General features: G+C 41.7%; 23 protein-coding genes and 1 riboswitch. Of the genes, 8 read left to right on the forward strand and 15 right to left on the reverse strand.

The genetic code is table 11. The features are described 5' to 3' along the window. Positions 1 to 4 precede the first annotated feature (4 nt). The 4 genes from BLR93_RS10205 to BLR93_RS10220 form a co-directional block, all read right to left on the reverse strand. Positions 5 to 979 carry an ABC transporter permease gene (locus BLR93_RS10205; protein WP_245690114.1) on the reverse strand — a complete coding sequence of 325 codons (975 nt, stop codon included), beginning with the start codon at positions 977 to 979 and terminating at the stop codon, positions 5 to 7. After that, positions 972 to 2,486: a sugar ABC transporter ATP-binding protein gene (locus tag BLR93_RS10210; RefSeq protein ID WP_093213966.1), complete on the reverse strand. Its 1,515-nt coding sequence runs from the start codon at positions 2,484 to 2,486 to the stop codon at positions 972 to 974. Before BLR93_RS10210 ends, BLR93_RS10205 begins: the two co-directional genes overlap by 8 nt. 161 nt (positions 2,487 to 2,647) lie before the next feature. Further along, the gene (locus BLR93_RS10215; protein WP_093213968.1) at positions 2,648 to 3,631 is read right to left on the reverse strand and encodes a substrate-binding domain-containing protein; all 984 of its coding nucleotides are present in this window, start codon (positions 3,629 to 3,631) and stop codon (positions 2,648 to 2,650) included. Between the two features lie 112 nt (positions 3,632 to 3,743). Beyond that, positions 3,744 to 4,733, reverse strand: coding sequence for a LacI family DNA-binding transcriptional regulator (locus BLR93_RS10220; RefSeq protein WP_093213971.1), 990 nt, complete (start codon positions 4,731 to 4,733; stop codon positions 3,744 to 3,746). Between the two features lie 199 nt (positions 4,734 to 4,932). Here BLR93_RS10220 and BLR93_RS10225 point away from each other — a divergent pair, with 199 nt between their 5' ends. The 3 genes from BLR93_RS10225 to BLR93_RS10235 all read left to right on the forward strand — a co-directional run bounded on the left by BLR93_RS10225 (position 4,933) and on the right by BLR93_RS10235 (position 7,752). Next, positions 4,933 to 5,901: a sugar phosphate isomerase/epimerase family protein gene (locus tag BLR93_RS10225; RefSeq protein ID WP_093213973.1), complete on the forward strand. Its 969-nt coding sequence runs from the start codon at positions 4,933 to 4,935 to the stop codon at positions 5,899 to 5,901. 273 nt (positions 5,902 to 6,174) lie between these two features. After that, a complete protein-coding gene (locus tag BLR93_RS10230) occupies positions 6,175 to 7,113 on the forward strand; it encodes an SGNH/GDSL hydrolase family protein (protein WP_425440934.1) in 939 nt (312 codons plus the stop codon). A gap of 27 nt (positions 7,114 to 7,140) precedes the next feature. After that, on the forward strand, positions 7,141 to 7,752 hold the full coding sequence (locus BLR93_RS10235) for a YpmS family protein (RefSeq protein ID WP_093213976.1): 612 nt from the start codon (positions 7,141 to 7,143) through the stop codon (positions 7,750 to 7,752). A 59-nt stretch (positions 7,753 to 7,811) separates the two neighbouring features. On the opposite strand, the gene BLR93_RS10240 is transcribed toward BLR93_RS10235, so the two are convergent. The 5 genes from BLR93_RS10240 to BLR93_RS10260 form a co-directional block, all read right to left on the reverse strand. After that, positions 7,812 to 8,441 (reverse strand): response regulator, encoded by a 630-nt coding sequence (locus BLR93_RS10240; protein WP_093213979.1) that lies wholly within the window; start codon positions 8,439 to 8,441, stop codon positions 7,812 to 7,814. Beyond that, positions 8,434 to 9,477: a sensor histidine kinase gene (locus BLR93_RS10245; RefSeq protein WP_093213981.1), complete on the reverse strand. Its 1,044-nt coding sequence runs from the start codon at positions 9,475 to 9,477 to the stop codon at positions 8,434 to 8,436. The genes BLR93_RS10240 and BLR93_RS10245 overlap by 8 nt, the downstream gene beginning before the upstream one ends. Then, the gene (gene liaF / locus BLR93_RS10250; protein WP_175559317.1) at positions 9,474 to 10,196 is read right to left on the reverse strand and encodes a cell wall-active antibiotics response protein LiaF; all 723 of its coding nucleotides are present in this window, start codon (positions 10,194 to 10,196) and stop codon (positions 9,474 to 9,476) included. Before liaF ends, BLR93_RS10245 begins: the two co-directional genes overlap by 4 nt. Positions 10,197 to 10,358: 162 nt before the next feature. Beyond that, positions 10,359 to 10,988 carry a PspA/IM30 family protein gene (locus tag BLR93_RS10255; RefSeq protein ID WP_093213986.1) on the reverse strand — a complete coding sequence of 210 codons (630 nt, stop codon included), beginning with the start codon at positions 10,986 to 10,988 and terminating at the stop codon, positions 10,359 to 10,361. Positions 10,989 to 11,014: 26 nt separating this feature from the next. Beyond that, positions 11,015 to 11,353: a lmo0954 family membrane protein gene (locus tag BLR93_RS10260; protein WP_093213988.1), complete on the reverse strand. Its 339-nt coding sequence runs from the start codon at positions 11,351 to 11,353 to the stop codon at positions 11,015 to 11,017. A 234-nt stretch (positions 11,354 to 11,587) separates the two neighbouring features. On the opposite strand from BLR93_RS10260, the gene BLR93_RS10265 reads away from it, so the two are divergent. Next, on the forward strand, positions 11,588 to 12,565 hold the full coding sequence (locus BLR93_RS10265; protein WP_093213990.1) for a cation diffusion facilitator family transporter: 978 nt from the start codon (positions 11,588 to 11,590) through the stop codon (positions 12,563 to 12,565). 181 nt (positions 12,566 to 12,746) lie between these two features. Here the strand turns inward: BLR93_RS10265 and BLR93_RS10270 are convergent, their stop codons facing one another. From BLR93_RS10270 to BLR93_RS10295, 6 genes are all read right to left on the reverse strand, one after another. Beyond that, positions 12,747 to 13,322: a hypothetical protein gene (locus BLR93_RS10270; RefSeq protein WP_093213992.1), complete on the reverse strand. Its 576-nt coding sequence runs from the start codon at positions 13,320 to 13,322 to the stop codon at positions 12,747 to 12,749. A 179-nt stretch (positions 13,323 to 13,501) separates the two neighbouring features. Then, on the reverse strand, positions 13,502 to 15,685 hold the full coding sequence (locus BLR93_RS10275; protein WP_093213995.1) for a DNA topoisomerase III: 2,184 nt from the start codon (positions 15,683 to 15,685) through the stop codon (positions 13,502 to 13,504). 198 nt (positions 15,686 to 15,883) lie between these two features. After that, a riboswitch (cyclic di-GMP riboswitch) is annotated at positions 15,884 to 15,966 on the forward strand. Positions 15,967 to 16,393: 427 nt separating this feature from the next. Next, positions 16,394 to 16,813, reverse strand: coding sequence for an arsenate reductase (thioredoxin) (gene arsC, locus BLR93_RS10280; protein ID WP_093213998.1), 420 nt, complete (start codon positions 16,811 to 16,813; stop codon positions 16,394 to 16,396). A gap of 18 nt (positions 16,814 to 16,831) precedes the next feature. Further along, entirely contained in the window at positions 16,832 to 18,130 is a 1,299-nt protein-coding gene (locus BLR93_RS10285) for an arsenic transporter (RefSeq protein ID WP_093214000.1), read from the reverse strand. 16 nt (positions 18,131 to 18,146) lie between these two features. Beyond that, positions 18,147 to 18,491 carry an ArsR/SmtB family transcription factor gene (locus tag BLR93_RS10290; protein ID WP_093214003.1) on the reverse strand — a complete coding sequence of 115 codons (345 nt, stop codon included), beginning with the start codon at positions 18,489 to 18,491 and terminating at the stop codon, positions 18,147 to 18,149. 337 nt (positions 18,492 to 18,828) lie between these two features. Further along, the gene (locus BLR93_RS10295; RefSeq protein WP_093214005.1) at positions 18,829 to 20,391 is read right to left on the reverse strand and encodes a bifunctional metallophosphatase/5'-nucleotidase; all 1,563 of its coding nucleotides are present in this window, start codon (positions 20,389 to 20,391) and stop codon (positions 18,829 to 18,831) included. Positions 20,392 to 20,564: 173 nt separating this feature from the next. Here BLR93_RS10295 and BLR93_RS10300 point away from each other — a divergent pair, with 173 nt between their 5' ends. The 4 genes from BLR93_RS10300 to phnE (BLR93_RS10315) all read left to right on the forward strand — a co-directional run bounded on the left by BLR93_RS10300 (position 20,565) and on the right by phnE (BLR93_RS10315) (position 24,021). Further along, the gene (locus BLR93_RS10300; protein WP_093214008.1) at positions 20,565 to 21,503 is read left to right on the forward strand and encodes a phosphate/phosphite/phosphonate ABC transporter substrate-binding protein; all 939 of its coding nucleotides are present in this window, start codon (positions 20,565 to 20,567) and stop codon (positions 21,501 to 21,503) included. Between the two features lie 154 nt (positions 21,504 to 21,657). Then, complete coding sequence (gene phnC, locus BLR93_RS10305; protein WP_093214010.1) at positions 21,658 to 22,449, forward strand: phosphonate ABC transporter ATP-binding protein; 792 nt, start codon at positions 21,658 to 21,660, stop codon at positions 22,447 to 22,449. Then, on the forward strand, positions 22,433 to 23,224 hold the full coding sequence (gene phnE, locus BLR93_RS10310; RefSeq protein ID WP_093214013.1) for a phosphonate ABC transporter, permease protein PhnE: 792 nt from the start codon (positions 22,433 to 22,435) through the stop codon (positions 23,222 to 23,224). Before phnC ends, phnE (BLR93_RS10310) begins: the two co-directional genes overlap by 17 nt. Beyond that, positions 23,221 to 24,021, forward strand: a complete 801-nt coding sequence (gene phnE, locus BLR93_RS10315; protein ID WP_093214016.1) for a phosphonate ABC transporter, permease protein PhnE — start codon at positions 23,221 to 23,223, stop codon at positions 24,019 to 24,021. Before phnE (BLR93_RS10310) ends, phnE (BLR93_RS10315) begins: the two co-directional genes overlap by 4 nt. Positions 24,022 to 24,136: the final 115 nt, after the last annotated feature.

Below are 24,136 nucleotides of genomic sequence, written 5' to 3' on the forward strand. Positions count from 1 at the left end.
CCTCCTATTCTCTCTTCTGGAACACGACCGCCACAATGATGATTAAGCCTTTTACAAAACCTTGTAAATGCGGCGAAACATTCATTAAGTTCATCATGTTATTTAAAATCCCTAGAATCAGTACGCCGAAAAAAGTACCAAGAACTTTTCCGCGCCCGCCGGTCATTCTTGTCCCTCCAATAATGACGGCTGCGATGGCATCTAATTCATAGGCTTGGCCGGAACTGGAGGAAGAGATTGAATTTAAGCGGGAGGATTCTATAATCGCTGCCACACTGACAAGTAAACCGGCCAAACTATAGACACCGATTTTTACGCGGTCTACCCGGATTGTCGATAGCAATGCAGCTTTTTCGTTGCTGCCAATCGCGTAGACATAACGGCCAAACCTTGTTTTGTGCATTAAGACGTAAACAAGACCTGTCATAACAAGAAAAATAATAATCGGATAATCAATGATCCATAATTCACTATTGGCAATTGTGGTGAATCCAGTAATCTCACTGGAAATGCTACCCCCATCCGCAGTATACAAGGCTATCGAGCGCGCTCCGGCCATCATGCCAAGTGTAGCAATGAAGGAGGCAATCTTGCCTTTTGCTACCATCAAACCGTTGAGCAGTCCAGCGAATGCGCCTACAGCAAAGGCAGTTATAATTGCCACCGGAATACTTTCTGTCGCATTTAAGGATAAAATGGATACTACCCCTACCAATGCCAGAACGGAACCGACGGATAAATCAATGCCTCCGGACAACATTACAATGGTCATCCCCAAGGCTACAATACCGATAATTGACACTTGCATTAAGATATTCAGCTGGTTATTCATATCCAGGAATCTTGGATTCAGCAATGCAGCAACCACAAAAATAATCAGGAAGGCGATAATGACGCTATACTCAGACCAAAACCAGGCAAAACGCTGTTTTGTCCTGCTTTCCCCCGGCCTTTCTTGTTTCCATGCTGGATTAGCCAATTTGTTCAACCTCCCTCTTAGAACCTGTCGCATACTTCATAATTTCATCCTCGCTAGCTTGGTCACGTGTAAACCGTGCGGTTATTTCCCCTTGAAACATGACGTTTATATGATGGCAAATTTTAAGAATCTCCGGTGCTTCTGATGAAAGGATTATAATTCCTTTTCCTTGTTGAGCCAGCCGGACAATATGCTGGTATATTTCCCGCTTCGCTCCAACATCGATTCCTTGGGTAGGATTATCGAATACAAGAATAGGCGTGTCGACTTCCAGCCACTTAGCCAAAACCACTTTTTGCTGGTTGCCTCCGCTCAACTTATCGATAGTCACTTTCGGGTCATGAACCTTGATGTTCAACTGCTTCTTGTAATATTCAAATCTCGCTTTTTCTTGTTTTTGCTGGATGAATCCCCGTCGTTCAAAATGCCCGAGCGAAGATAGACTCATATTATCGTAAACACTTAAATCTTTAATAATCGCATTTTCTTTTCTATCTTTCGGCACAAATCCGATTCCGGCCTGTAAAGCTTTTTTGGGATGAGTAATCTGGACAGACTGGTCTTTTACTTTGATTTCACCTGTGTAATTTTTCCTAAAACCGAATATGCTTTCAAAAAGCTCTGTCCTGCCATCACCGGCCAAACCAGTGAAACCTAATATTTCGCCCGCGTGTAAAGTAAAACCAATTTTTTTGAACAAGTCAGGGCTAGTAAGTTCCTTGACGCGCAAAAGCTCAGCTCCATGGGGGTGGGTTTGGGCAAATCGTTCCTCAGAAACCGATTTTCCAACCATCAGCTTTGTGATAGATTCCAAGTTTTGCTCTGCCACTCGGCCGGTGCCCACAACCTTGCCATCCCGCAAAACGGTATAGTGGTCACAAATTTCCTGGATTTCTTTTAATTTGTGGGAGATGTAAATAATAGAAACATTAGAGGTTTTCAACTTTTTCATCAGGCCGAACAAGCGGTACACCTCATGCTCCGTCAATGCAGTTGTCGGCTCATCCATAATTATAATGTTTGATTTATGGAGCAAAGCCTTAGCAATTTCGATCAACTGTTTATAAGAGGTGTCAAGTTCCCGGACATAAACCTTCGGATCAATTTCTACTCCTAAATCAGCCAAAACCTCTCTAGTCCGCTGGCACATTTCTTCGACTTTTAAAAAGCCGGTCCTGCTCCTTAGCTCTGAACCTAAAAACATGTTTTCATACACTTTCAAGTCAGCAACAACGTTTAATTCCTGGTGTATAAAACTGATTCCGTAATTTTGTGCCATTCGGGGGGTTGTTATATTTACTGCTTCTCCATTAATTTTTATCGTTCCCCTATCAGCGGGAAACACCCCTCCAAGGATGTTCATTAATGTGGACTTTCCAGCACCATTTTCACCTAGTAAGGCATGGATTTCTCCTTTTTCCAGGCAGATCCCGACTTTTTTTAACACAGAAACTTGGTTAAAAGCTTTTTCAATATTGTTCATTTCCAACAAATAGTTAGAGGTCATCTTCTCTCTCCTTATAAGAAAAGAGGAAATACAATTTTCTTTAATTGTATTTCCTTTTTTAATACCATCTCGATGCTTTTTAGAATGCTCTTGTCTATGCTTTTTTAATAATTAACAAACAGCAGGTCCTGCTTCTTGGGGGTCAGCAGGCGCCTCCATTTCTAGTACTTAGAATCCTCATTGTAATATTCGTCTACATTATCCTTGGTAACCTGTGTCGCTTCTTTTACTATCATGGTTTCTGACGGCTCTTCACCTTTGGCTAAATCAGCCGCTATTGTCACTGCATCTTTTACCATGGTAGGAGAGTATAGGAATGTGGCCTTGATAAGTCCATCTTCCTTCATATTTTCAAACACCGTTTTGTTTCCTCCAGCTCCAGTAATGAATTGAATATCTTCTCGATCAGCTTCCTTTATAGCCTGTAAAACACCCAAGGCCATCTCATCGTCTTGCGTGAAAACAGCATCAATCTCTGCATGGGCCTGTAATATATTTTGCATGACTTCCAATGAAGCTTCTTTAGAAAAATCGCCGTTTTGTGAAGCAATAATTTCGATTCCATCCTCTCCGTTCATTGCTTCCTGAAAGCCGCTTCCTCGTTGATTAGTGACAGAACTAGGAGGACCAGTGATTTCTACTACTTTACCTTTTCCATTCAGCTGTTCAACGAAGTATTTTCCGGCGTTGACACCAATACCTTCGTTATCCCCTTTGACGACAACAGTAGCTGCCTCATTTTCCAGTTCACGGTCGACAATCACCAACGGGATTCCAGCATCCTTCACCTTTTGTCCTACGGGAGATAATGCAGCAGATTCGATCGGCAGCATGACAATGACATCAACTTGTTGCGATATTAAGTCTTCCACATCGTTCGCTTGTTTGTTTGGATCGGAAGCATTGGTCATTATATAGTCAATGCCCTCTGCTTCTTTCACTTCTTTTGCCTGGTTTTCAGCATTGTCGATTAAAGCCCCCATCCATCCGTGAGTTGCAGAAGGTAAAGAAATACCAATTTTAAGATTGCTGCCTTCGTCTGCGCCTCCATCACTGCTTTTTCCGCTGCTTTCCTCGTTCCCTCCGCACGCCGCAAGCCCTGCAATCACCAACAGAGACATGAACATAATAAGTAATTTCTTCACTTTTTCACCCCTTCTTGTTTTTGAAAGCTCCCCCTAAAATGTAATCGTTTACATATAAGGCCAGCACTCTAACATCAAATCACTTTGATATCACAGTGCTGCTCTTAGCTGTTTAGCCCAGTGTTGATTCGCGAATAACTAGTTCATGGTCTAAAATCAGGCTTTCAACCTCTTTGCCTTGAATCTTATCCACCAGCATCTTAGCTGCAATAGTACCCATTTGGTACATAGGCTGGGCAACGGTTGTTAATGTGGGATGGGTCATATTCGAAAAGGCTATCTTATCAAATCCGACGACTGCTATGTCCTCCGGAACTTTCAGGGAATGGCTATGTATTTCCTTCAGGGCACCAATGGCAAGCAAATCGGAGACGGCAAAGATGGCTGTAGGGCGCTGTTTTTGGCTCAGGACTTTTTTCATTGCCTGCTGGCCATATTCAAATCCCAGTCCTTGAGTATGGAAGATTAATTCTTCATCCATATGGAGTCCATGCTCTTCCAGTGCTTTCTGGTAACCAAGCTGGCGCTGTCTGGCATACAAATATTTTTGGTCTGAATTAATCAATGCTATCCTTGTATGGCCGATTCTGATTAAGTGTTTAACTGCACGATAGGCAGCTTCGAGATTATCAATGGTTACGTATGGAATTCCGCTGTCCACCGCATATTCACTACACTGGATAATGGCATGGGTTTTTCCGAGTTTCGTTAACGTTTCCACATTTACAGCTGGATCCATCGAAATAATCCCATCTGCCATTTTCTTGCGGACCAAGTCAAAGTAAATATTCTCCCTGTCCGGGTTTGTGTCTGTTTCACATAATAAGATATTGTAATTAAGATCGATAGCTGTGTTTTCTATTCCATTGATTATTTCTGAATAAAATGGGTTGGAAATGTTCGGTATCAGTACAAGCAACAGCCGGCTTTCCGAGTTTCTCAAGTTGCGTCCGAGCAGGCTGGGCTCGTAGTTTAATTGTTTTATCGCATCTTCTACTTTAATTCTTGTTTTGGCTGTTACAGAGTTTTGGCCATTTAGTACTCTTGATACGGTTGCCACAGATACTCCTGCATGCTTTGCTACCTGGTGAATGTTGGCCATGAGTCCTAGTCCCTCTTCTCTATTGCGTTATATTTTGTAATCGTTTACAATATAAATAGTAATGGATGCAGAAATGGATGTCAATAACTTATTTTCGACGAAATAACCCTTTTATTTACAGGAATTATTTTTAATGGTTGAAATGTAATGGATTACATATCGGATTAATCAAGTAACTAATTTTACAGGAGGGCTCTACATGAAATTAGGCGTTTTTACTGTTTTATGCTCTGACAAAAACTTTGATGACATGCTGGATTATGTGGCTTCGAAAGGATTGGAGGCCATCGAGCTAGGAACTGGAGGCTACCCTGGAAATGCCCATTGCAAGGTTGATGATTTACTTGATAATGAGGCTAATCTTCACCAATTCAAGCAAAAAATAGCCGATAAAGGTTTAATTATCAGCGCTTTAAGCTGTCATGGCAACGCTTTGCATCCCCAAGAGTCAATATCCGGGCCAGCTGATGAATTGTTGAAAAAGACGATCAGGCTTGCTTCTCAATTAGGAGTAGAAGTTGTCAATACCTTTTCTGGATGCCCTGGAGACCATGAAGGCGCTCGATATCCTAATTGGCCAGTGGCTGCATGGCCGCACGATTACCAGGAGGTTCTTCAATGGCAATGGAAGGAAAAATTAATTCCTTATTGGCGGGAGATAAATGACTTGGCAGCAAAACACAACGTAAAAATCGGACTTGAGCTGCACGGCGGTTTTTCCGTCCACACCCCTTCTACCATGTTGAAGCTTCGGGAAGCATGCGGATCGGCAATTGGAGCTAATTTAGATCCAAGCCATATGTGGTGGCAGGGAATTGACCCGGTAGAAGCAATCAAAATTCTCGGGAGAGAAAATGCGATTCATCATTTTCATGCAAAAGATACAATCATTGATAAACGTAATGTAAACATGCACGGCTTGACGGACATGACGCCTTATACCAAAATGAAGGAACGCGCCTGGTATTTCCGGTCTGTCGGCTTTGGCCATGATATGAAAACATGGGCAGACATCATCAGCACGCTTAGACTGATGGACTATGACTATGTAGTAAGTATCGAACATGAAGATGGACTTATGTCTATTGATGAAGGCTTTACGAAAGCCGTCCAGAACATTCAGCCCGTTATGATTAAAGAGTCCACCGGTGAAATGTGGTGGGCCTGAGGACATGACTGAAAACACCTATAGCAGCATTTCTTTCATCTAACCGGACGGCGTACGCCCGGTTTTTTCTTTGCCGCTTTTTATCTATTTTCCATAAAGATATTATGGAAGGAGTCAACCGTGTTATTATATTGTATACTATTAGTATCTACACTTGTGTTCGTGCAGCTGTGTTTAGCACACCCCTTACACTATCTACCTTAGCATATTTGTGTTTTACTACAGGGGACTCAGGGAATAATAATATATTGATGAATTCATTACTTTTTAGGTGTGATTATATTGCGGAATAAACACTTCAAGATTGTCACCGGTGTCGGTTTAATGCTTATTTTAATAGCTATTGTCATCTTTCAGGCTAGTCAGCCTTCTAATACGAACATTGTAGAACAAAAAATAAGTCCCTCCATGCAAGAAGACGGGCTGGAAATAGACGAGGAAATCCCCCAAGATACCGAATTAGAAGCGTCTCAATCATCCGGGGAAGATGACCAGCCATTGACAGAGGATATCAAGGATAAAGTAACGCAGGTTGTCGAAGGTGCTCTAGGTTTGTTTGTCAAAAAAGATTTGGACATTGTAGCAATTGGAGATTCTCTTACCCAAGGGGTTGGAGACACTTCCCATAATGGCGGATATGTTGGAATTCTTGAAAATACATTAAACAATGATGAAGATCATAAAGTAGACATGGTAAACTACGGAAAACGAGGCAATCGTTCCGACCAGCTCTTAAAACGGCTTGACCAAACAGAAATAACAGCATCCATTGAGGAAGCTGATATTATCCTGGTAACCATTGGTGCCAATGATATTATGAAAGTCGTTAAAAACAACTTTACGAATCTGGAATATGAACCATTTGTCAGGGAACGGGATAATTACCAGGATAGACTGCAAAGCATTTTTGACAAAATGCTGGAGCTTAATCCGGATGCCAGTATCTATTTACTTGGTTTTTACAATCCATTCGAGAACTATTTTAGTAATGTCGAGCAGCTTGGCCAAATCATTAACGACTGGAACAGCACGGGAAGCAGCCTAGCTTTGGAATATGAACATGTGAACTATATTCCTACCAAGGATTTGTTTCAAAATGCAGAACAAGACTTGCTTTATGAGGACAACTTCCATCCAAATAGTATCGGTTACAAGCTGATAGCGGAGCGGGTGTTAGAATATATAAGACCAGAAATTGAACGGAATGAGTGAACATGGGCAGAATAGGGGAATACAATAATGAGTGAAACGAAGCCGAAACACAAAAATTGGAAGGTATGGTTCTATAGTTTGGCAGGCATTAATGCTGTTGTCATCATTCTCCTTCTATTCCTGATTTTTATCCCTTCCTGGTCAAACCCAACCCTGGACTGGGAAGAATTAGAAAAGACACCCGGCGCTGAATTCACTGTACAGTCGAGCAAGGACAATTTAAGTGAATTAGTCAATGCCTATATCGATCAAATGTTTAATGATGCAACTGGCAAATATGATGTCTCCCTGGAAGATGATGTGGAGTTTACTGGGTCACTGAAAGCTTTCAGCACGGATATTCCTTTTTCCATCCGTTTGGAACCAATTGTGCAGGAAAACGGTGATTTGATCCTTAAACAGAAAGATATTTCTCTCGGTTTGTTGTATTTGCCTAATCGAAAGGTGCTTGAATACTTGAACAAAAGTTATCCGACTCCTGATTGGGTCGTAGTAAACCCCGAAAATGAAACGATATATATTGCTGTTACACAAATAGACATGAAAAGCAACTTTAAGGTGAAGGCTGAAAAATTTGACTTGGAAAACGATGATATCTCCTTCAAGATCAAAGTACCCAATGAAACACTGGGATTATAAAATAAAATGTTGCTATTGCAAAAGCGGTCATGCCTCAGCAGCAGACCGCTTTTTTCTAGCTAAACGAGCCCTTGTTTGTAGGCATAGATAGCTGCCTGTGTACGGTCTTGAACCTCTAATTTACTTAAAATATTGCTGACATGTACCTTTGTTGTCTTTAGTGCGATGAATAGTTCTTCTGCTATTTCAAGATTTGTCCTGCCTTGCGCAATCAGTAAAAGCACTTCCATTTCACGGGCAGTCAAGCTTTCATGTGGGGGGACCGGCTGTTTGCTCCTCATTCTAGCCATTACCTTGTTGGTTACTTCCGGTTCAAATACCTGTTCTCCTTGATAAGTAGACCGGATAGCCTTCGCAATTTCACCAGCTTTGGAGGTCTTTAAAATATAACTCGCTGCCCCCGCCTCAATCGCTGGGTACACTTTTTCATCGTCGATAAAACTAGTCACAACAATAATTTTTGCCTCTGGCCAGGCAGCAATGATCTTTTCTGTTGCTTCTATTCCATCCATCTCATCCATCACTAAATCCATAAGAATGATATCCGGACGGAGTTCCAATGCTAGCTCGACTGCTGCTTTTCCATTTTCTGCTTCAGCAACCACTTCGATATCCGGTTGAGTGGCCAAAAAAGAGCTGACCCCAATCCGCACCATTTCGTGGTCGTCCACGAATAGAACTTTAATCATATTCATCACCTTCTGATTCTATCACCGGCACTCTAACTTCGAGCCTCGTTCCTTTACCCGGCAAACTAATAATCTTTATGGACGCACCTACTTCTGCTGCTCTTTCCTTCATATTTTGTAATCCATATGAGCCTGATTGACTGGTTTCGACTGTAAATCCAACCCCATCATCGATCACCCGCATGATTACTTGTCCTTCCGCTTTGATTAATAGAACATCCAGGGAATGGGCCTTGGAGTGTCTCAGTGTATTAGAAACAGATTCCTGTAATATCCTGAACAGATGGTCCTCAATCCCTTTTTCTAATCCCACTTCATCCATTTTCCAGGCAATCTCAATCGGTACCTTCTGTTTCAATTCTGCCAACAGCTGACGCATACCTTCCTGCAATGATTTACCTTTTAAAGCGGCCGGCCTTAAGTGAAGCAGCAATGCCCTCATTTCCAATTGTGATTGCTGTATCATTGTTTCGATTTGCTTTAATTGGACAGCAGCCGATTTTTCCTTGTTTTGTTCAGTCATCGCCGAAATCATCATCGAGGCGGCAAACAATTCCTGGCTGACAGAATCATGCAGTTCCCTGGCAAGTCGGTTTCGTTCTTCAGAAATCACTCTTTCTATTTCTTTCTCCTGATCTTCTACCCTTTCATTTGTCATTTTCTGAGCGAGCTTTGTCTGATTATAAATATATGTTTGAATATCATTTACTCCTGCCCACAGGGCCTGTATTTCCTCCAGAGAAACTTGCGGTTTCTCCGACAGCCAGCTGCCCTGTTTCATATCGGCAAAAGCTTTGTCCATTGCAGTTAGCTGTTTTTTCCAAAACAAACCTTCAGCCAAACCAAAGCTGCCCCCAACCGCTGTTGTGATGATGACTACAAACAACAGAAACGGCAGTTCCACTATTTTTTCCTGCCATAAAACGGACCAATCATCAACAGGAAAGGTTACGATGTAAACCGCCGACAATAATAGCAGTAAAATGAGGGAAGAGAAAATACCTACAACGAAAGAACGCTGCAGTATTGTTTTCATACTCGCTTCACCTCTATTTTGCCAACCAACGTAGAAGTGAAGATTTTCACTTTTTGCTTAGCTGTTTGGTAATCTTTTGTTTCCATTTGAATTACCTTGTTCCAGGCATTATACTCCTTATAATCCAGAATCTCTGCCGTCCCAAACAGCGTTGAGTGGCTGATGCTTACCTCCACTTCATATGGTACAAGGATTTCGATGTTTCCTATCATATTTCGTATGATTACGACAGCTTCCCCTTTGGGAAGCACTGTATTGTTCATATCGACAATTGTATCCCCAATACCTGTCTGAATATTGATATCCTGCCATTCAAAAGGTTCCTTCTTCGTTTTTTGCCTGCCCAGCCACTTATTAATAAATAATGGTTCCCGTTGAATAGTTTGCTGCCCGTCTTCTCCATTAAACTGTGGTTGATAATAGGATGGGGTCTTTTTCGAACGAAACCACTTCACAAAAAAATAGGCCAAAACCGATAATAATAAAAACTTAAAGGCAGCCGTATTCAAAATCGTTATCATTAAAAATACTAAACCAGCCCAAAAAATGAATCTTCCCGAGGAGGTATCCATCTTTTTTCTTCCATAGTACATAAAAGCTGCAAACACAAAAATGAAGAAGAGAAGCCATGGTCCGTGGAAAAGTAATTCGAACACAAATATGGCCAAAGTTATCAACAAAATCATATCAATGATGTCAGTATTTCTTCGATTAAACATAAGCCGCTCCTCTTCCTGCATTTATTACCATCCGGCTCAACCCCATAAAAGTTTTTTTACATAGCCATAATGAAGGCGTACAAATTGTACGCCTTCCGTTGAATAGCCCGTCGATTAGGACATTTAGTTATAGAGTACCATGAAAGGATAAGCTAGGAGAAGTTATATTTTTTCAGATCTTTTCTCCAGTTCTGCCATACGGGCATCCAGTGTGTACACACGATAGTCTGAATTCACCTGGTTTTCCAGCCGCTCAATATAATTTTCCATATCAGCAAACCTGGAAGCACTTCTTTCTGAATCAAGCTCTGCATGCAATACCTGATTCATTCCTTTGTGGGCGCGTGCCACATTTTCACGCCCTTTCAATTCCATTCGTTTCACATATAAGTCTTTCAATTTGTGCTTCATCTGCACATATTTTCCTTCTAGCGACTCCAATTCTTTGACAGCATTCTGTCTGATAGTATCCAATTTAGCAGCTCGCTCTTCAAAATAAGTTTGCTCTTCTTTTGCCTGCTCATACAGCTCCAGTTCATCGGCATTTTTAGCAATGTCAGCTTGTCTTTTGCGCTTATCGGCCATCGCTGCAGCTTGATGGTATTCCTTTGTAAATTCCTGCTTCAATGTATATTGCTTTTCCACAAGCCCTCTGATCTTTTTTACTTCCTGCTCACATTGGCGTACATACTGATTTAGCTGAGCAATTGGGTTTTTTTGCTCCTTTTGATCCAGCATTTCATTGAAATCCGCTGAAATTGTGTCTTTGATTCTGGTAAATATGTTACTCATTCCATCCATCTCCTTTTTACATTTCATTAATTCATCCAAGATTCTTTTCCGGTATCAGTGAATAGCTCATCATCCAAGTAATTAGATGCTTGTTTATCTTTTTTCCATTTTTTATAGGTATAGTAAAGGACAATAAAGGAGGCAACTCCAATCAATGCAGGAAGGTTAGCCAACGAAATCGACAAACCAATTAGAATAGCAATGCCCCATAATACTTTTTGCCCAACGGTATCTGCCAGTACAAATTTTTTAACTGCATAATAGGAAACTAACAGACTGACTGCAAGCAGAATCATCGGCCCGAGATTCGCCAGGATAATAATAACAGCCGTTGCACCTAGCAAGAATAACAACAATGTCTTCATTTGTATTTCCTCCTTTCTTGTCTCTATCATAACTATTTAATGAAGTTGGGATAACGACCCTTAGCTATAATTTCAACTAAGACCGGAGGCTTATCCACAAAATTATTCAGGTACCGCCTTTTTCTTAATTTCCAAACAGGGGTTTCATTCTTCCCTATTAGAGGCATTATAAGATAAGAAAAGACACCCATCCGTCAAAGAATAGGTTCTTGCATGAGGAGGAAGGGAAGATCAATGAAAGAGTTATGGAATTTGCTGAAACAAGGCACGAAGTCGTCCTTATGGGCGGCAGTAATCAACATCATCGTAGGGATTATCAAAACAATCGCTTACTTTATTACCGGTAATGTAGCGATGTTTGCAGAAATGATGCATAGTTATGCTGACGCGGCTAATCAATTTTTCGTTTATACCGGCTCGGCATTGAGCAAGAAAGCCCCGACGGACCGTTTTCCCAATGGATTCGGTCGATTAGTAAACCTAGTTCTGCTCGGGGCAGTCTTGATTGTCGGCATACTCGCTTATGAAACCATCAAAGAAGGCATCCATCACATCTTTCATCCAGAAGGTCATCAAGGATGGTTTTGGCTAAATATCGGGGTACTAGGATTATCTTTTGTGCTGGAAGCATTCGTACTTACAAAAGCAATGAAGGAAGTTACTGAACATGTCCCAGCCCCCAAAAAGAAGGGATTTGCGATAGTAATGCAAAGCTTCAAACACGTAAAACAGGCTAATCCAGCAACGAAATTGGTTTTCCTGGAAGACTTGGTAGCTACATTGGGAGCACTGATCGCCATGCTCGCGATAACACTGTCAAGCTATACTGCATTTCATAACGCTACCGGCTATGCCTCTGTGCTTATCGGTCTTTTACTGTTTATCGTCGTCGGCCGAATTTTTCTTGAGAATGCGGCAGGAGCCTTGGGCATCGCCGTCCCGGAAATGGAAAACAAGATTGGGATGATTGCTATACAGGAACCGATGATACAGGATATCAAGCGGCTGAATGTGATAAAAGAAGGCGATCAACGGCATGTCGAGCTGAAGGTGGAAGTCAATCCGAAAGTAACGATAGCTGAGGCAGATGACATGCGGGATGCACTGGAAGAAAAAATTAAATCGGAGAGAGGCGTAACCGATGTAATTATTGAGTTTGATGAGGACGATCAGGTTGAGAGCTGGTCCATACCTAGAGACAAAAGGAAATAAAAAAAGCACTGCCCATTGCAGTACTTAGACCATTAAGAGAGAGATTGCAGGTATGCTTCACTTTTATGAACATGGCCGTTTCTCCGCACAAAAAAACTGTAATGCAGAGTCTCGGATGTTCAGTATCTATACTTCCTGAAAAACATGAATGGCCCCAGATAGCTAGCATTTGAATCACTGACTAGGCAGGACTCTTTTCTGCTTTCACCGTTTGATTACACTCAGCCTGTAAATAACCAGGATAATCAATCAACTTTCCTCGGTATATCAGTTGCAGCTGATGCCATGCCCGGATGTCCTGCGGCTTTGTCAGGCAAGGCGGCTTTAAATTCTGGTAGTCACTGCACACTCCTAGCAAAGTTGCTACGAACTGTGAACAAAAGAACGCATTTTTCCTATGCAGCTGCTTGTTCAAGGGTACTAAAAAAAGACCGATAAAATTATAGCGATAATTGTCTTTCTCTTGTTCAATGGTTTTTATCTTTTCGAGCATCTGGTTATACTCCTGATTTGTAATTGTGAAACTATAAACTGCACATGTAGTATTTCTGAAAAAGGCAGTACTGACATTTTCTTTTACAAACCCGCCAATAAACGGGTTACGCGGGCGTTTCCTTCCGAAACTGTACACTTCTGTTAACTCAGGGTCAAATGCGATTGACACATGATTCATTGTTGAATTTGTGCAAATATTTATTGCCTTTCCCAACACGGTCCCCGTGTCCGAAAATAATATAAATACTTTTCTTGTATCCATTCCTTTTCCTCCATTGAAAAACAGGACGTCCGCTCATTTTGCTTTATGAAAAGAGCGTATTAAGTTAAATATAGGGCATGGCAACCATGATAGCAATAGGATTGTTAAATAATTTACAAAATTTAACGTCACCTGAATATTAAACCCTTCAACATTACTGTCGAAGGGTTCTTCTGATTTTATTTGTTTTTCAATTTTGCCAGTGCATCAGCGAGGGCAGTATTCGCAAACTCATCTTGTTTATCCTGTTTTTTCAGGTACTTATTAACATCCTGCTTCGTTGCTTTATTGCCTTTTTCTTTTTGCTTTCGTTTGTTAAAGGCAGACAGCTTTTCCCGATGGCCGCAAACGCAAGTGAATGTCTGACCTTCTCCCTCTCCGCGCAGTTCTAATTTCTTATGGCAATTCGGGCATCTGGCGTTGGTCTTTTTGGCGATGTTTTTCTTATGGCCGCAGGAACGATCCTGGCAGACAAGCATTTTTCCCTTTTTCCCATTAATCTCAAGCATTAACTTGCCGCATTCAGGACATTTGCTTCCCGTCAGATTGTCATGTTTAAAGGTGGATTCACTATTTTTTATTTCCTGGACGACTTGCTTGGCATAGCCCTTCATTTCTTTGATAAAGGCGCCCTTGCTGCGTTTTCCATCGGCAATTTCGCCCAATTTTTGTTCCCACTCCGCTGTTAAGGCAGGTGACTTTAGGTCTTCCGGAACAAGATCAAGCAGCTGCCTGCCTTTCGAGGTAATGAAGATATGCTTACCCTTCTTCTCCATATAAAAGCTATTAAACAGCTTTTCAATAATATCCGCACGGGTAGCAACAGTACCTAAGCCACCAGTCTGATTAATCGTTTTAGCTAAGTGTTTGTCATTGTTCGCCATATAACGGACTGGATTTTCCATCGCCTGAAGTAGATTTCCTTCGGTAAAGCGCTCTGGCGGCTTGGTCTTTCCAATGGTCAATGAAACTTGCAACCCGGAAAATGTATCTCCTGCTTCAATGCTCGGCAGTTTCTGATCATCCTCCTGATCGTTTTCCTCCTGGAAGCGATTATTGTAAACCTCTTTCCATCCTTGTTTTTTAATGCTTTTCCCGCTGGCAGTGAATGTCGCTCCACCGATATCAGCAGTAATCTTCGTCTGCTCATATTCATGGGGCGGATAAAGGACTGCAAGAAATCTTTTTACTACTAAGTCATAAATTTTTCTTTCCTTATCATTCAATTCTGCCAGGATTACCGGCTGCTCTGTCGGAATGATGGCATGGTGGTCAGACACTTTGTTGTCATCAACCACAGCTTTGGTCAGCTTTATCTCTTTCCTGCTGATTTTCCCGGCAAGCTTGGCATATTCATCCACTCCGCATGCTTTCACCCTGTCCTTCAAAGTGGGCACAATATCGCTGGACAAGTACCGGGAATCCGTTCGGGGATATGTCAGTACTTTATGCTGTTCATATAGTTTCTGCATTAAGGACAGCGTCTGCTTTCCAGAAAAACCGAAGATCCGGTTGGCGTCCCGCTGCAGCTCGGTTAAATCGTATAACTGAGGAGCAAAGCTTTTCTTCTGTTTCTTATCAGCTTTAACGACTTTTGCAGGCTGATCTTTGATTTTGTTTAGCATTTGTTCAGCTTTTTGTCTGGAAAACGTACGGCTATTATTGTTCTCGTCCTGCCACGTTAAAGTAAAGCCTTTATTTGTTTTAGCTTGCAGACCGTAGTATTCCTGCGGCTGGAAATCTTTTATTTCCTTTTCCCTGGAAGCAATCATCGCCAATGTAGGCGTCTGCACCCTGCCGCTCGAAAGCTGGGCATTAAACTTTGTCGTCAATGCACGGGTAGCATTTAGTCCGACATACCAGTCTGCTTCCGAGCGGGCGACAGCAGCATCATAAAGGGTTTCGTACTGCTTGCCCGGCTTTAAGTGTTTAAAGCCATCCTTGATCGCCTTGTCAGTGACAGAAGAAATCCACAGCCGTTTGACCGGTTTATTGACTCGCGCTTTTTCAATTATCCACCGGGCAACTAATTCCCCTTCACGGCCGGCGTCGGTAGCAATCACTACCTGGCCGACATCCTTCCGGGTCAACTGGGTCTTGACAGTATTGAACTGTTTACCAGTCTTTTTTATTACAACCAGCTTTAGACGGTCGGGCAGCATCGGCAAGTCTTCCATCCGCCATGTTTTGTATTTATCATCATAAGTTTCCGGGTCGGCCAATGTCACCAAATGGCCGAGTGCCCAAGTAACAATATATTGGGAACCTTCCAGGAAGCCGTTGCCTTGTTTGTGACAATTCAGCACTCTGGCTATATCTCTTCCAACGGAAGGTTTTTCTGCTAATACGACAGTTTTACTCATTAAAACAAATCCTTTCTGGATACTGCTTCTTTCACTTTAACATAATTTTATATAGAGCAGAAAAGAAGTTTCTTCAGGTAAAAGAGCTTTCTTGTACGAAAAACTAGCTCCGGAGGAAACATCTTGCTGTAGTTGACTTTTTACCCATCAACAAGACAAATTTCGACACTTATTTTAGCGGATATGTTATAATTTTACGGAGAAAAGTGGCAAACTTGTTGAAAAGCAAGGACGCAAAGCTTTAGGGGCTAACGGAAAACCTAAGCCAGCCAGCTGCCTGGATAAATCTCCTAAACAACAGGTGTTTATTAGGCAAGATATAAGGAGGTTTTATTATTTATCAAGAGCCTGAATTAAAATCAATCCTTCGTAAATTTGATAAGCTGCTTCACCAGCATCAGGACCAATATGGAGATGTCATGCCCTTCAAACATTTTTTAAGGAGTTTCCTAAGGGTTAGAACCAGGTCAATCGACTTGCCGACTTCTGAAGTGATGGCGATAATCAAACATGAAAAACCTAAAATTTATTATTCGTTAAAGAAAAACACAGCAAACGATCCTATTTTTCACTTCATCACCAATATTAACATGGACTATGAAAGAGCTCATGAAAACTTAAAAAAATTAAGAGAATCTATTCAGTAGCATATAAAAAGCCCGATTGGATCGGGCTTTTGTTGTAAATAGTAAATATGCTGGTTAGTTATTACTCCCCTGTTTGGGCAAAACGTTGGATTCGTTCGCCGATTTGATCGCGTACCCGCTGGAACACTTGCCATTTTTCTTCATCTGTTCCTTCAGCTTTAGCCGGATCATCGAAGCCCCAATGTTCACGTTTTACGTGCGGTGGGGTCATTGGACACTTGTCTGCCGCATCTCCGCATAAAGTGACTACAAGGTCAGCATTATTCAGTATATCTGAATCAATAATATCGGAGGTTTGCCCGGAAATATCGATATCAACCTCATTCATTGCCTTTACCGCATTAGGATTCAATCCATGCGCTTCAATTCCTGCGCTCTTTACATCCCAGTCATCCCCAAGATGCTTCTTCGCCCAGCCTTCAGCCATTTGGCTGCGGCAAGAGTTACCTGTACATAAGAAATAAAGTGTTTTTTTAGACATAATCGTTCATCTCCTTTTTTATAGTAGCAATAATGTTAAATATAATCCCACGAGGGTAATAAATAAAATTGGTATCGTTAAAATGATCCCCGTCTTAAAGTAGGTTCCCCAGCTGATTTTGACTCCTTTTTGTGAAAGAACGTGAAGCCAAAGCAAGGTAGCCAGCGAGCCAATCGGCGTTATCTTCGGACCTAAATCTGAACCAATCACATTAGCATAGATGAGGGCTTCCCGCATCACGCCCGAAGTATTAGTTTCGGCAATCGCCAGTGCGTCAATCATCACTGTCGGCATATTGTTCATGATTGAGGATAAAATGGCGGCAATAAAGCCCATTGCTACCGTACCAACGAACAATCCTTGTTCCGCACTTGCCTCGATCGCCTGGGCAAGGACATCGGTGAGCCCGGCATTTCTCAGTCCGTAAACGACAACGTACATGCCAATCGAGAAAAAGACAATTTCCCATGGTGCTCCTTTAACTACTGCAGTAGTATTAACAGCCTTGCTGCGCTTAGCCATCAGCAAGAAGAAAATAGCTACAACGCCGGCAACAATCGACACAGGAAGCATGATAAATTCACTGATAAAGTAACCAACAAGCAAAACGCCCAGCACGTACCAAGAAATCCGGAACAGCTTCTGATCCCTGATTGCTTCGACCGGCTGTTTCAGCTGTGATATATCGTAATTTTTCGGGATGCTTTTTCTAAAATAAAAAAATAAAACAACAATCGTTGCGACTAATGAGAATAGGTTTGGAATGATCATCCGTGAGGCGTATTCAATAAACCCGATTCCAAAGAAATCTGCAGATACAATGTTTACTAAGTTACTGACAACCAATGGTAAAGATGTCGTATCTGCAATAAAGCCGCTAGCCATAATAAATGGAAACACCATTTGCTCTTTGAAATTTAAATTACGTACCATAGCTAGCACAATTGGTGTCAAAATCAATGCCGCTCCATCATTGGCAAACAGTGCAGCCACAATGGCTCCGAGCAGACTGACATAAACAAACATTTTGGTTCCGTTTCCCCTGGCAGCGCGAGCCATATGTAAAGCGGCCCATTCGAAGAAACCTATTTCGTCCAATATTAAAGAAATAAGAATTATTGCTACGAAAGCAAGTGTGGCGTTCCAGACAATCTCGGTAACTTCCCAAACATCGCTGAAGCCTACTACTCCGGCTAGTAGAGCGAGAACAGCCCCGCCGCAAGCAGACCATCCAATCGATAATCCTTTTGGCTGCCAAATCACCAATATGAGTGTCGCCAAAAAGATTAGCAGTGCTAAAATGACTGATAAAGACAACGTTTATTCCCTCCTGTTAACAACAAGTAATTCGAGCACCTTTCTCTTCCAATGCTTTTAACTTATCCTCCTGATCGGGCAATTGCTTGAGGATTTGTTCGACAAATGGATAGTAGTCATTGTTTTTATTAATCGAATAAAAAATCCACTGTCCCTTACGCTCCTCTTTCACCACCCCGACATCACGCAATTTACGGAGGTGCTGGCTAATCGATGGCTGGCTAGCGTTAAATATTTCGACGAACTCACAAACACAGCAATCATGGTTTTCAAGGAGCTTGACCATCGTCAACCTTGTTTTATCCCCGAGCAATTTAAGAATGATTGCCGCTTTATCCATGTCGATTTCTGTTTTCAGCATAATATGCCCTCCCCACATCCATTTACATATTAATATATAATGATTTGCTTATATATGCAACGGATTAAACTTTTCCTTTATTCTCCACACAAAGATAAAGCGCTAGCCATCTCCAACGGGCTAGCGCTTTATCTTGAAGATGATTCTTTTCCTCCTGTTTCCATTATCTCCTCATGAAACCAAAACCAAAATTCCAAGATTGCGGTTTAGTGTCCCTTACCGGGATAGACATAATTTCAAAAAGCCTATTGAATAGAAGGAACCCATCATTTGCGGTTCAGCAGAATAATAGTAAATGCCGAAGCGGGACTGTCATGGCCTTCGCTTTGAATAATTTTTACAAGCTTACACGCCAATTATTATTACAAGTCGCCTGAATGGTTTTTCTTTGCAGGATATAATCGGCAATTAACTCTGTCATATCGATGGGTATATCTTTGATCAGCGGTTTGCCCTGAAACATGTCAAAGTCACCTGCTCCACTAGCCCGGTAATTATTCATTACAACATCATACTGTTTGTTCAGTTCAATCGGCTTCCCTTGATAGTCCAGTTGAACCACTCGCTCACCGACTGGGTTTGAAATTTTCAACTCATACTCGATGCCTTCCCACATGTCATAATTGTAGTGCTGGGGTTTTGGCTCGATAAAAGCTGGATTCACTTTTATTTTCCCGTTTTCAACTATAAAATATGTTGCACTTTGTTCTAGGGCATCTTTAATATCCTTGCCGCTAATACGAATGACATTCAAGGTGTTTGGATAAACGTAGTTGGAAACAATATCGCGCATGGTGACATTTTCGCCAAAACCCGGTGAGTCATTGTTAAACAAGGCCGTGTTTGCAATATCTACTCCTGCTGCATCCATTTGCACCTTATTAATAAATTCAATCAACGGATTATCCTGCATTCTTGTTATTAATGGATCAGAAATAGACATATCACCACTGATTTTACCGATTGGACGGTCAAGCCATTGCTGGGTCTCTGCTTCAAAATCAGCAATCAAGTCCAACATACCTTTATCGGCCTCGATATGTTCATCAATCTCATGCAAGACGGGAACCGAATCTTTGACCTCCCACCTACCGTCCAAATGTTGCAAGGCTATTTTTACTTCGCCTAGAGTTTGGCCATTATTGCCCGGCTGCACAACAGCAATATTGTTGACTTTTTCTGCAATCGTCCGGTGTTGGTGACCAGTTATCAATAAATCGATGCCCTCCAGCTCCTGGCACATTTGATATCCCTGGTTTTCTCCTGTCAACCGCTCAGTCGGTTCTCCTGTAGTTAAATCCCTTTCAAACCCGCCATGATAAGATACAATCATTACGTCTGGACTTTCCTCTGCCTTTATGTACTTCACCCACTGTTTGGCAGTCTGTAAAGCATCCGGGAACTCCAGGCTTTCGATATTTCGCGGCTCTTCCCAATGGGGAATGAAATGTGTTGTAACCCCCAGCACGGCAATTCTTACTCCTTGCAGCTCTTTAATGACATATGGCTGGCCAAACAGCGGCTTACCTGATGCCTTATCGATAACATTGGCGGACAGCCAGGGAAAATCTGCCTGTTCAACAACTCTTTTTAAGTAATGCTGACCATAGTTAAATTCATGGTTACCGAAAATAGAGGCGTCAAATGTAAGATAGTTAGCGGCTTTTATAACAGGGTTTTCCTTGTTTGCTTTATATTTTGCATGATAGTACGTCAGCGGGCTCCCTTGAATAATGTCGCCATTATCCAGCAGCAGCACATTCGTTTCTTCTCTTTTTCTTTTAACCAGTGATGCAACCTTTGCCAGACCTAATCCTTGGTCGCTGTTATCCCGGTATGTAGTAGGATATATATAGCCGTGAATATCACTTGTTACCAAAACATTTATTTCTGCTTCCATAGCCAGCCTCCTAAATCTCGTTATCTACTATGCTATCGTAACAAATTATAATAACGGATTATCAGAATTAGAAAATATTTCTTAAATTTTACAATATTTTTACATACTCTGACAAAAATTATGCTATAGTAACGGAGTAACACATTTTAAAATATATTGGAGGTAGTTTTCCTATGTTTAAGAAGCTTGCAACAGTTGGGGCCACGTTGGCTTTAACAGCTGGTATTATTAGTGGGTGCGGTGGTTCGGATGACGCAGAAGGCGCTAGCAGCGAAGGATCAGAATCATATGTTCCTGAAACATTAACTGTACAGTTTGTCCCTTCTCAAAATGCAGATACTTTAGAAGCGAAGGCTAAGCCATTGGAAGAGTTATTGAGTGAACGCCTGGATATTCCTGTTGAAGTTAGTGTATCAACCAACTACAACACGATCATAGAAGCTATGGACTCTAAAAAAGTAGACGTAGGATTCTTACCCCCTACTGCCTATGTGTTAGCAAAAGAAAAAGGCGCTGCAGAAGTAATCTTACAAGCACAGCGTTTTGGAGTTGAAGATGAAACCGGACAACCTACTGATGAATTGGTAGATGGGTATAAATCAGAATTCGTCGTTAAAGCAGATTCTGATATTGAAAGCATCGAAGACCTAAAAGGAAAGAAAATTGCCTTCCAGGATGTTACATCGTCTGCAGGTTACGTATGGCCGGCGGCTTCTCTGATGGATGCTGGCATTGATCCACTAGAAGATGTACAAGGTGTTACAGTTAAAGGACATGACCAAGGCGTTATTTCCGTTCTTAATGGTGATGTTGATGCGGCTGTAGTATTCCAGGATGCCCGAAACACAGTAATAGGTGATTACCCTACAGTATTTGAAGATACAAAAGTAATTAAATTCACAGAAATGATTCCTAACGATACAATCGCTGTCCGTTCTGACATGGATGAAGAGTGGAGCAAGAAGATTACAGAAGCCTTCATTGATATCGGTCAGGACGAAGAAGGACATGAGATTGTTAAAGAAATATATACGCACGAAGGATATGTTAAATCCGAAGACAGCAAGTTTGATATTGTAAGAGAATATTCCGATAAAGTAAAAACTGAATAGTTTTTTAGTTTTGGGATATTGCAATATCCAATAGCTTCAGCATACAGCCAGTCGATATCTATCTCGAACTGGCTTTTCTTTTATGCGGATAGCCGAAATTGTATGTTTTTGTGCAGCTTAGATCTTTAAATTCTTATAAAGGTTGGTATGAAGAGTGATTGAATTTAAAAATGTTTCCAAAGTTTATCCCAATGGTACACAGGGGCTTAAAGATATCAATGTGACGATTGAAAAAGGGGAATTTGTCGTGATTGTCGGCTTGTCTGGCGCCGGTAAATCAACATTTCTCCGTTCGATAAACAGATTGCATGAAATTACATCAGGCGAAATCATTATCGACGGCAGCTCGATCACAGAAGCAAAAGGAAGAGACTTACGAATCGCCCGCCGTGACATCGGGATGATTTTCCAAAGCTTTAATTTAGTAAAAAGATCCACTGTTTTAAGAAATGTCCTATCAGGCAGGGTCGGTTACCATTCGACTTTGAGAACCGTACTGGGATTGTTTCCGAAAGAAGATGTCAACCTTGCCTTCAATGCTTTGGAACGCGTCAATATAGTCGAAAAAGCATATACTCGTTCCGACCAGCTTTCTGGAGGGCAACAACAACGAGTATCTATTGCCCGGGCTTTGGCACAGGAAGCCAAGATCATTCTGGCAGATGAACCTGTTGCCTCGTTGGATCCGTTAACTACTAAACAAGTAATGGATAACCTGCAAAAAATCAATCAGGAACTGGGGATCACTACTGTCGTAAATCTGCATTTTATCGACATCGCCCGCCAGTACGCAACTAGAATTATCGGCCTGCAGGCAGGCGAAGTAGTATTCGACGGTCCTGTAGAAGAAGCGACAGATGAGAGATTCTCAGAGATTTATGGCCGTCCTCTTGAAACAAGAGAAGATGAAGAAGTAGGAGCGTCCGCCAATGAATCAGCTGAATGAACAGAAACTACCAAAGGCGCCAAGTAGAATCAAGCATTATCTAACCTTCATTCTTATTTTATTCCTATTATGGGGCAGTGCTTATCAAACTGGCAGTACTTTTAACGAATTAATTGAAGGCTTTCCTAATATGTTCAGTGTGCTTGACGAAATGATCCCGCCAAACTGGGCCTATTTCGATAATATCATTCAAGCGATGCTGGATACGATTCGAATGGCTGTCTTAGGTACTACGATTGGAGCAGTGATTGCCATTCCGTTTGCATTGTTTTCAGCAAGCAATATGATGAAATCTACCTGGATTTTTTACCCAGTCAGGTTTATTTTAAATCTTGTCCGTACCATTCCTGAACTATTGTTAGCAGCTATTTTTGTTGCAATCTTTGGATTAGGGCCGCTTCCTGGTATTTTTGCTTTGGGCATTTTTTCTACCGGTATTATCGCCAAACTGACATATGAAGCGATTGAGGGGATTGATAAAGGCCCTTTAGAATCGATGACAGCTGTAGGAGCCAATAAAATCCAGTGGATCACGTTTTCTGTTGTTCCTCAGGTGGCCGCTTACTATGTGTCTTATGTACTTTATTCCTTTGAAATCAATATACGTGCTGCTGCTATTTTAGGACTAGTTGGGGCTGGAGGTATCGGTGAATACTATGACAGAACGTTAGGATTCCTTGAATATGACAAAGTAAGCACGATCATTATATTCACTTTAGTAGTTGTGTTAATTATCGATTATATCAGTACTAAATTACGGGAGAATTTATTATGAGCAGTGCAACTAGACCAATAAAACCAAAAAAGAAGATTTATAAACGCTGGGTTATCTATATTGTGCTAGCCCTCATTTATGTCTGGGCATTGTCAGGCGTTCCAGTGGAGGGCTTTAAAGAAACTGCAGGCCAAATCTCCAAAGCTATTTTATCGGGCATTTTTTCTCCAGATTGGGACTATGTGTACCTGCCGGAAGGGGAGGATTTGCTGAGGGGCTTGCTGGATACATTGGCAATCGCTATCCTAGGGACATTCATTTCTGCTTTTTTATGTATTCCATTTGCTTTTTGGGCCGCTAATAATATGAGCAGGATTAAAGCTAACGCAGGAATCGGCAAATTCTTTCTTAGCTTTGTCCGTACTTTTCCAGAATTAGTTATGGCCTTGCTTTTTATTAAAGTAGTTGGCCCAGGTTCTTTTGCTGGCGTATTAGCACTGGGACTTCATTCCATCGGCATGCTCGGCAAGTTGTTTTCCGAGGAAGTCGAAAATATTGATTTAGGTCCGTCTGAAGCATTAAAAGCTACCGGAGCACGCCCGTTGCAAATCTTATGGTTCGCAGTCTTTCCCCAAGTATTGCCAGGATTTATTTCCTATACGCTGTACCGATTTGAAATAAATCTCCGTTCAGCAAGTGTTCTCGGGATTATTGGAGCCGGGGGAATCGGGACCCCCTTAATATTTGCCATGCAATCACGCGACTGGAGCCGGGTTGGTATTATCCTGCTCGGGATTATCGTCATGGTAACCATCGTCGACATAATCTCCGGCTACTTAAGAAAGAAAATTGTGTAGGCAAAAAAACAGGAGGCCATGCCAAAGCCTTTTACCCTTCATAATATAACTGCGGTTCCGCCATCTGGTGTGGCTCCGCAGTTTTTCTTATGAAAGCCGGGCTGACCAGCCCTGG

The organism is Sediminibacillus albus (assembly GCF_900101125.1).
GTDB lineage: Bacteria > Bacillota > Bacilli > Bacillales > Amphibacillaceae > Sediminibacillus > Sediminibacillus albus.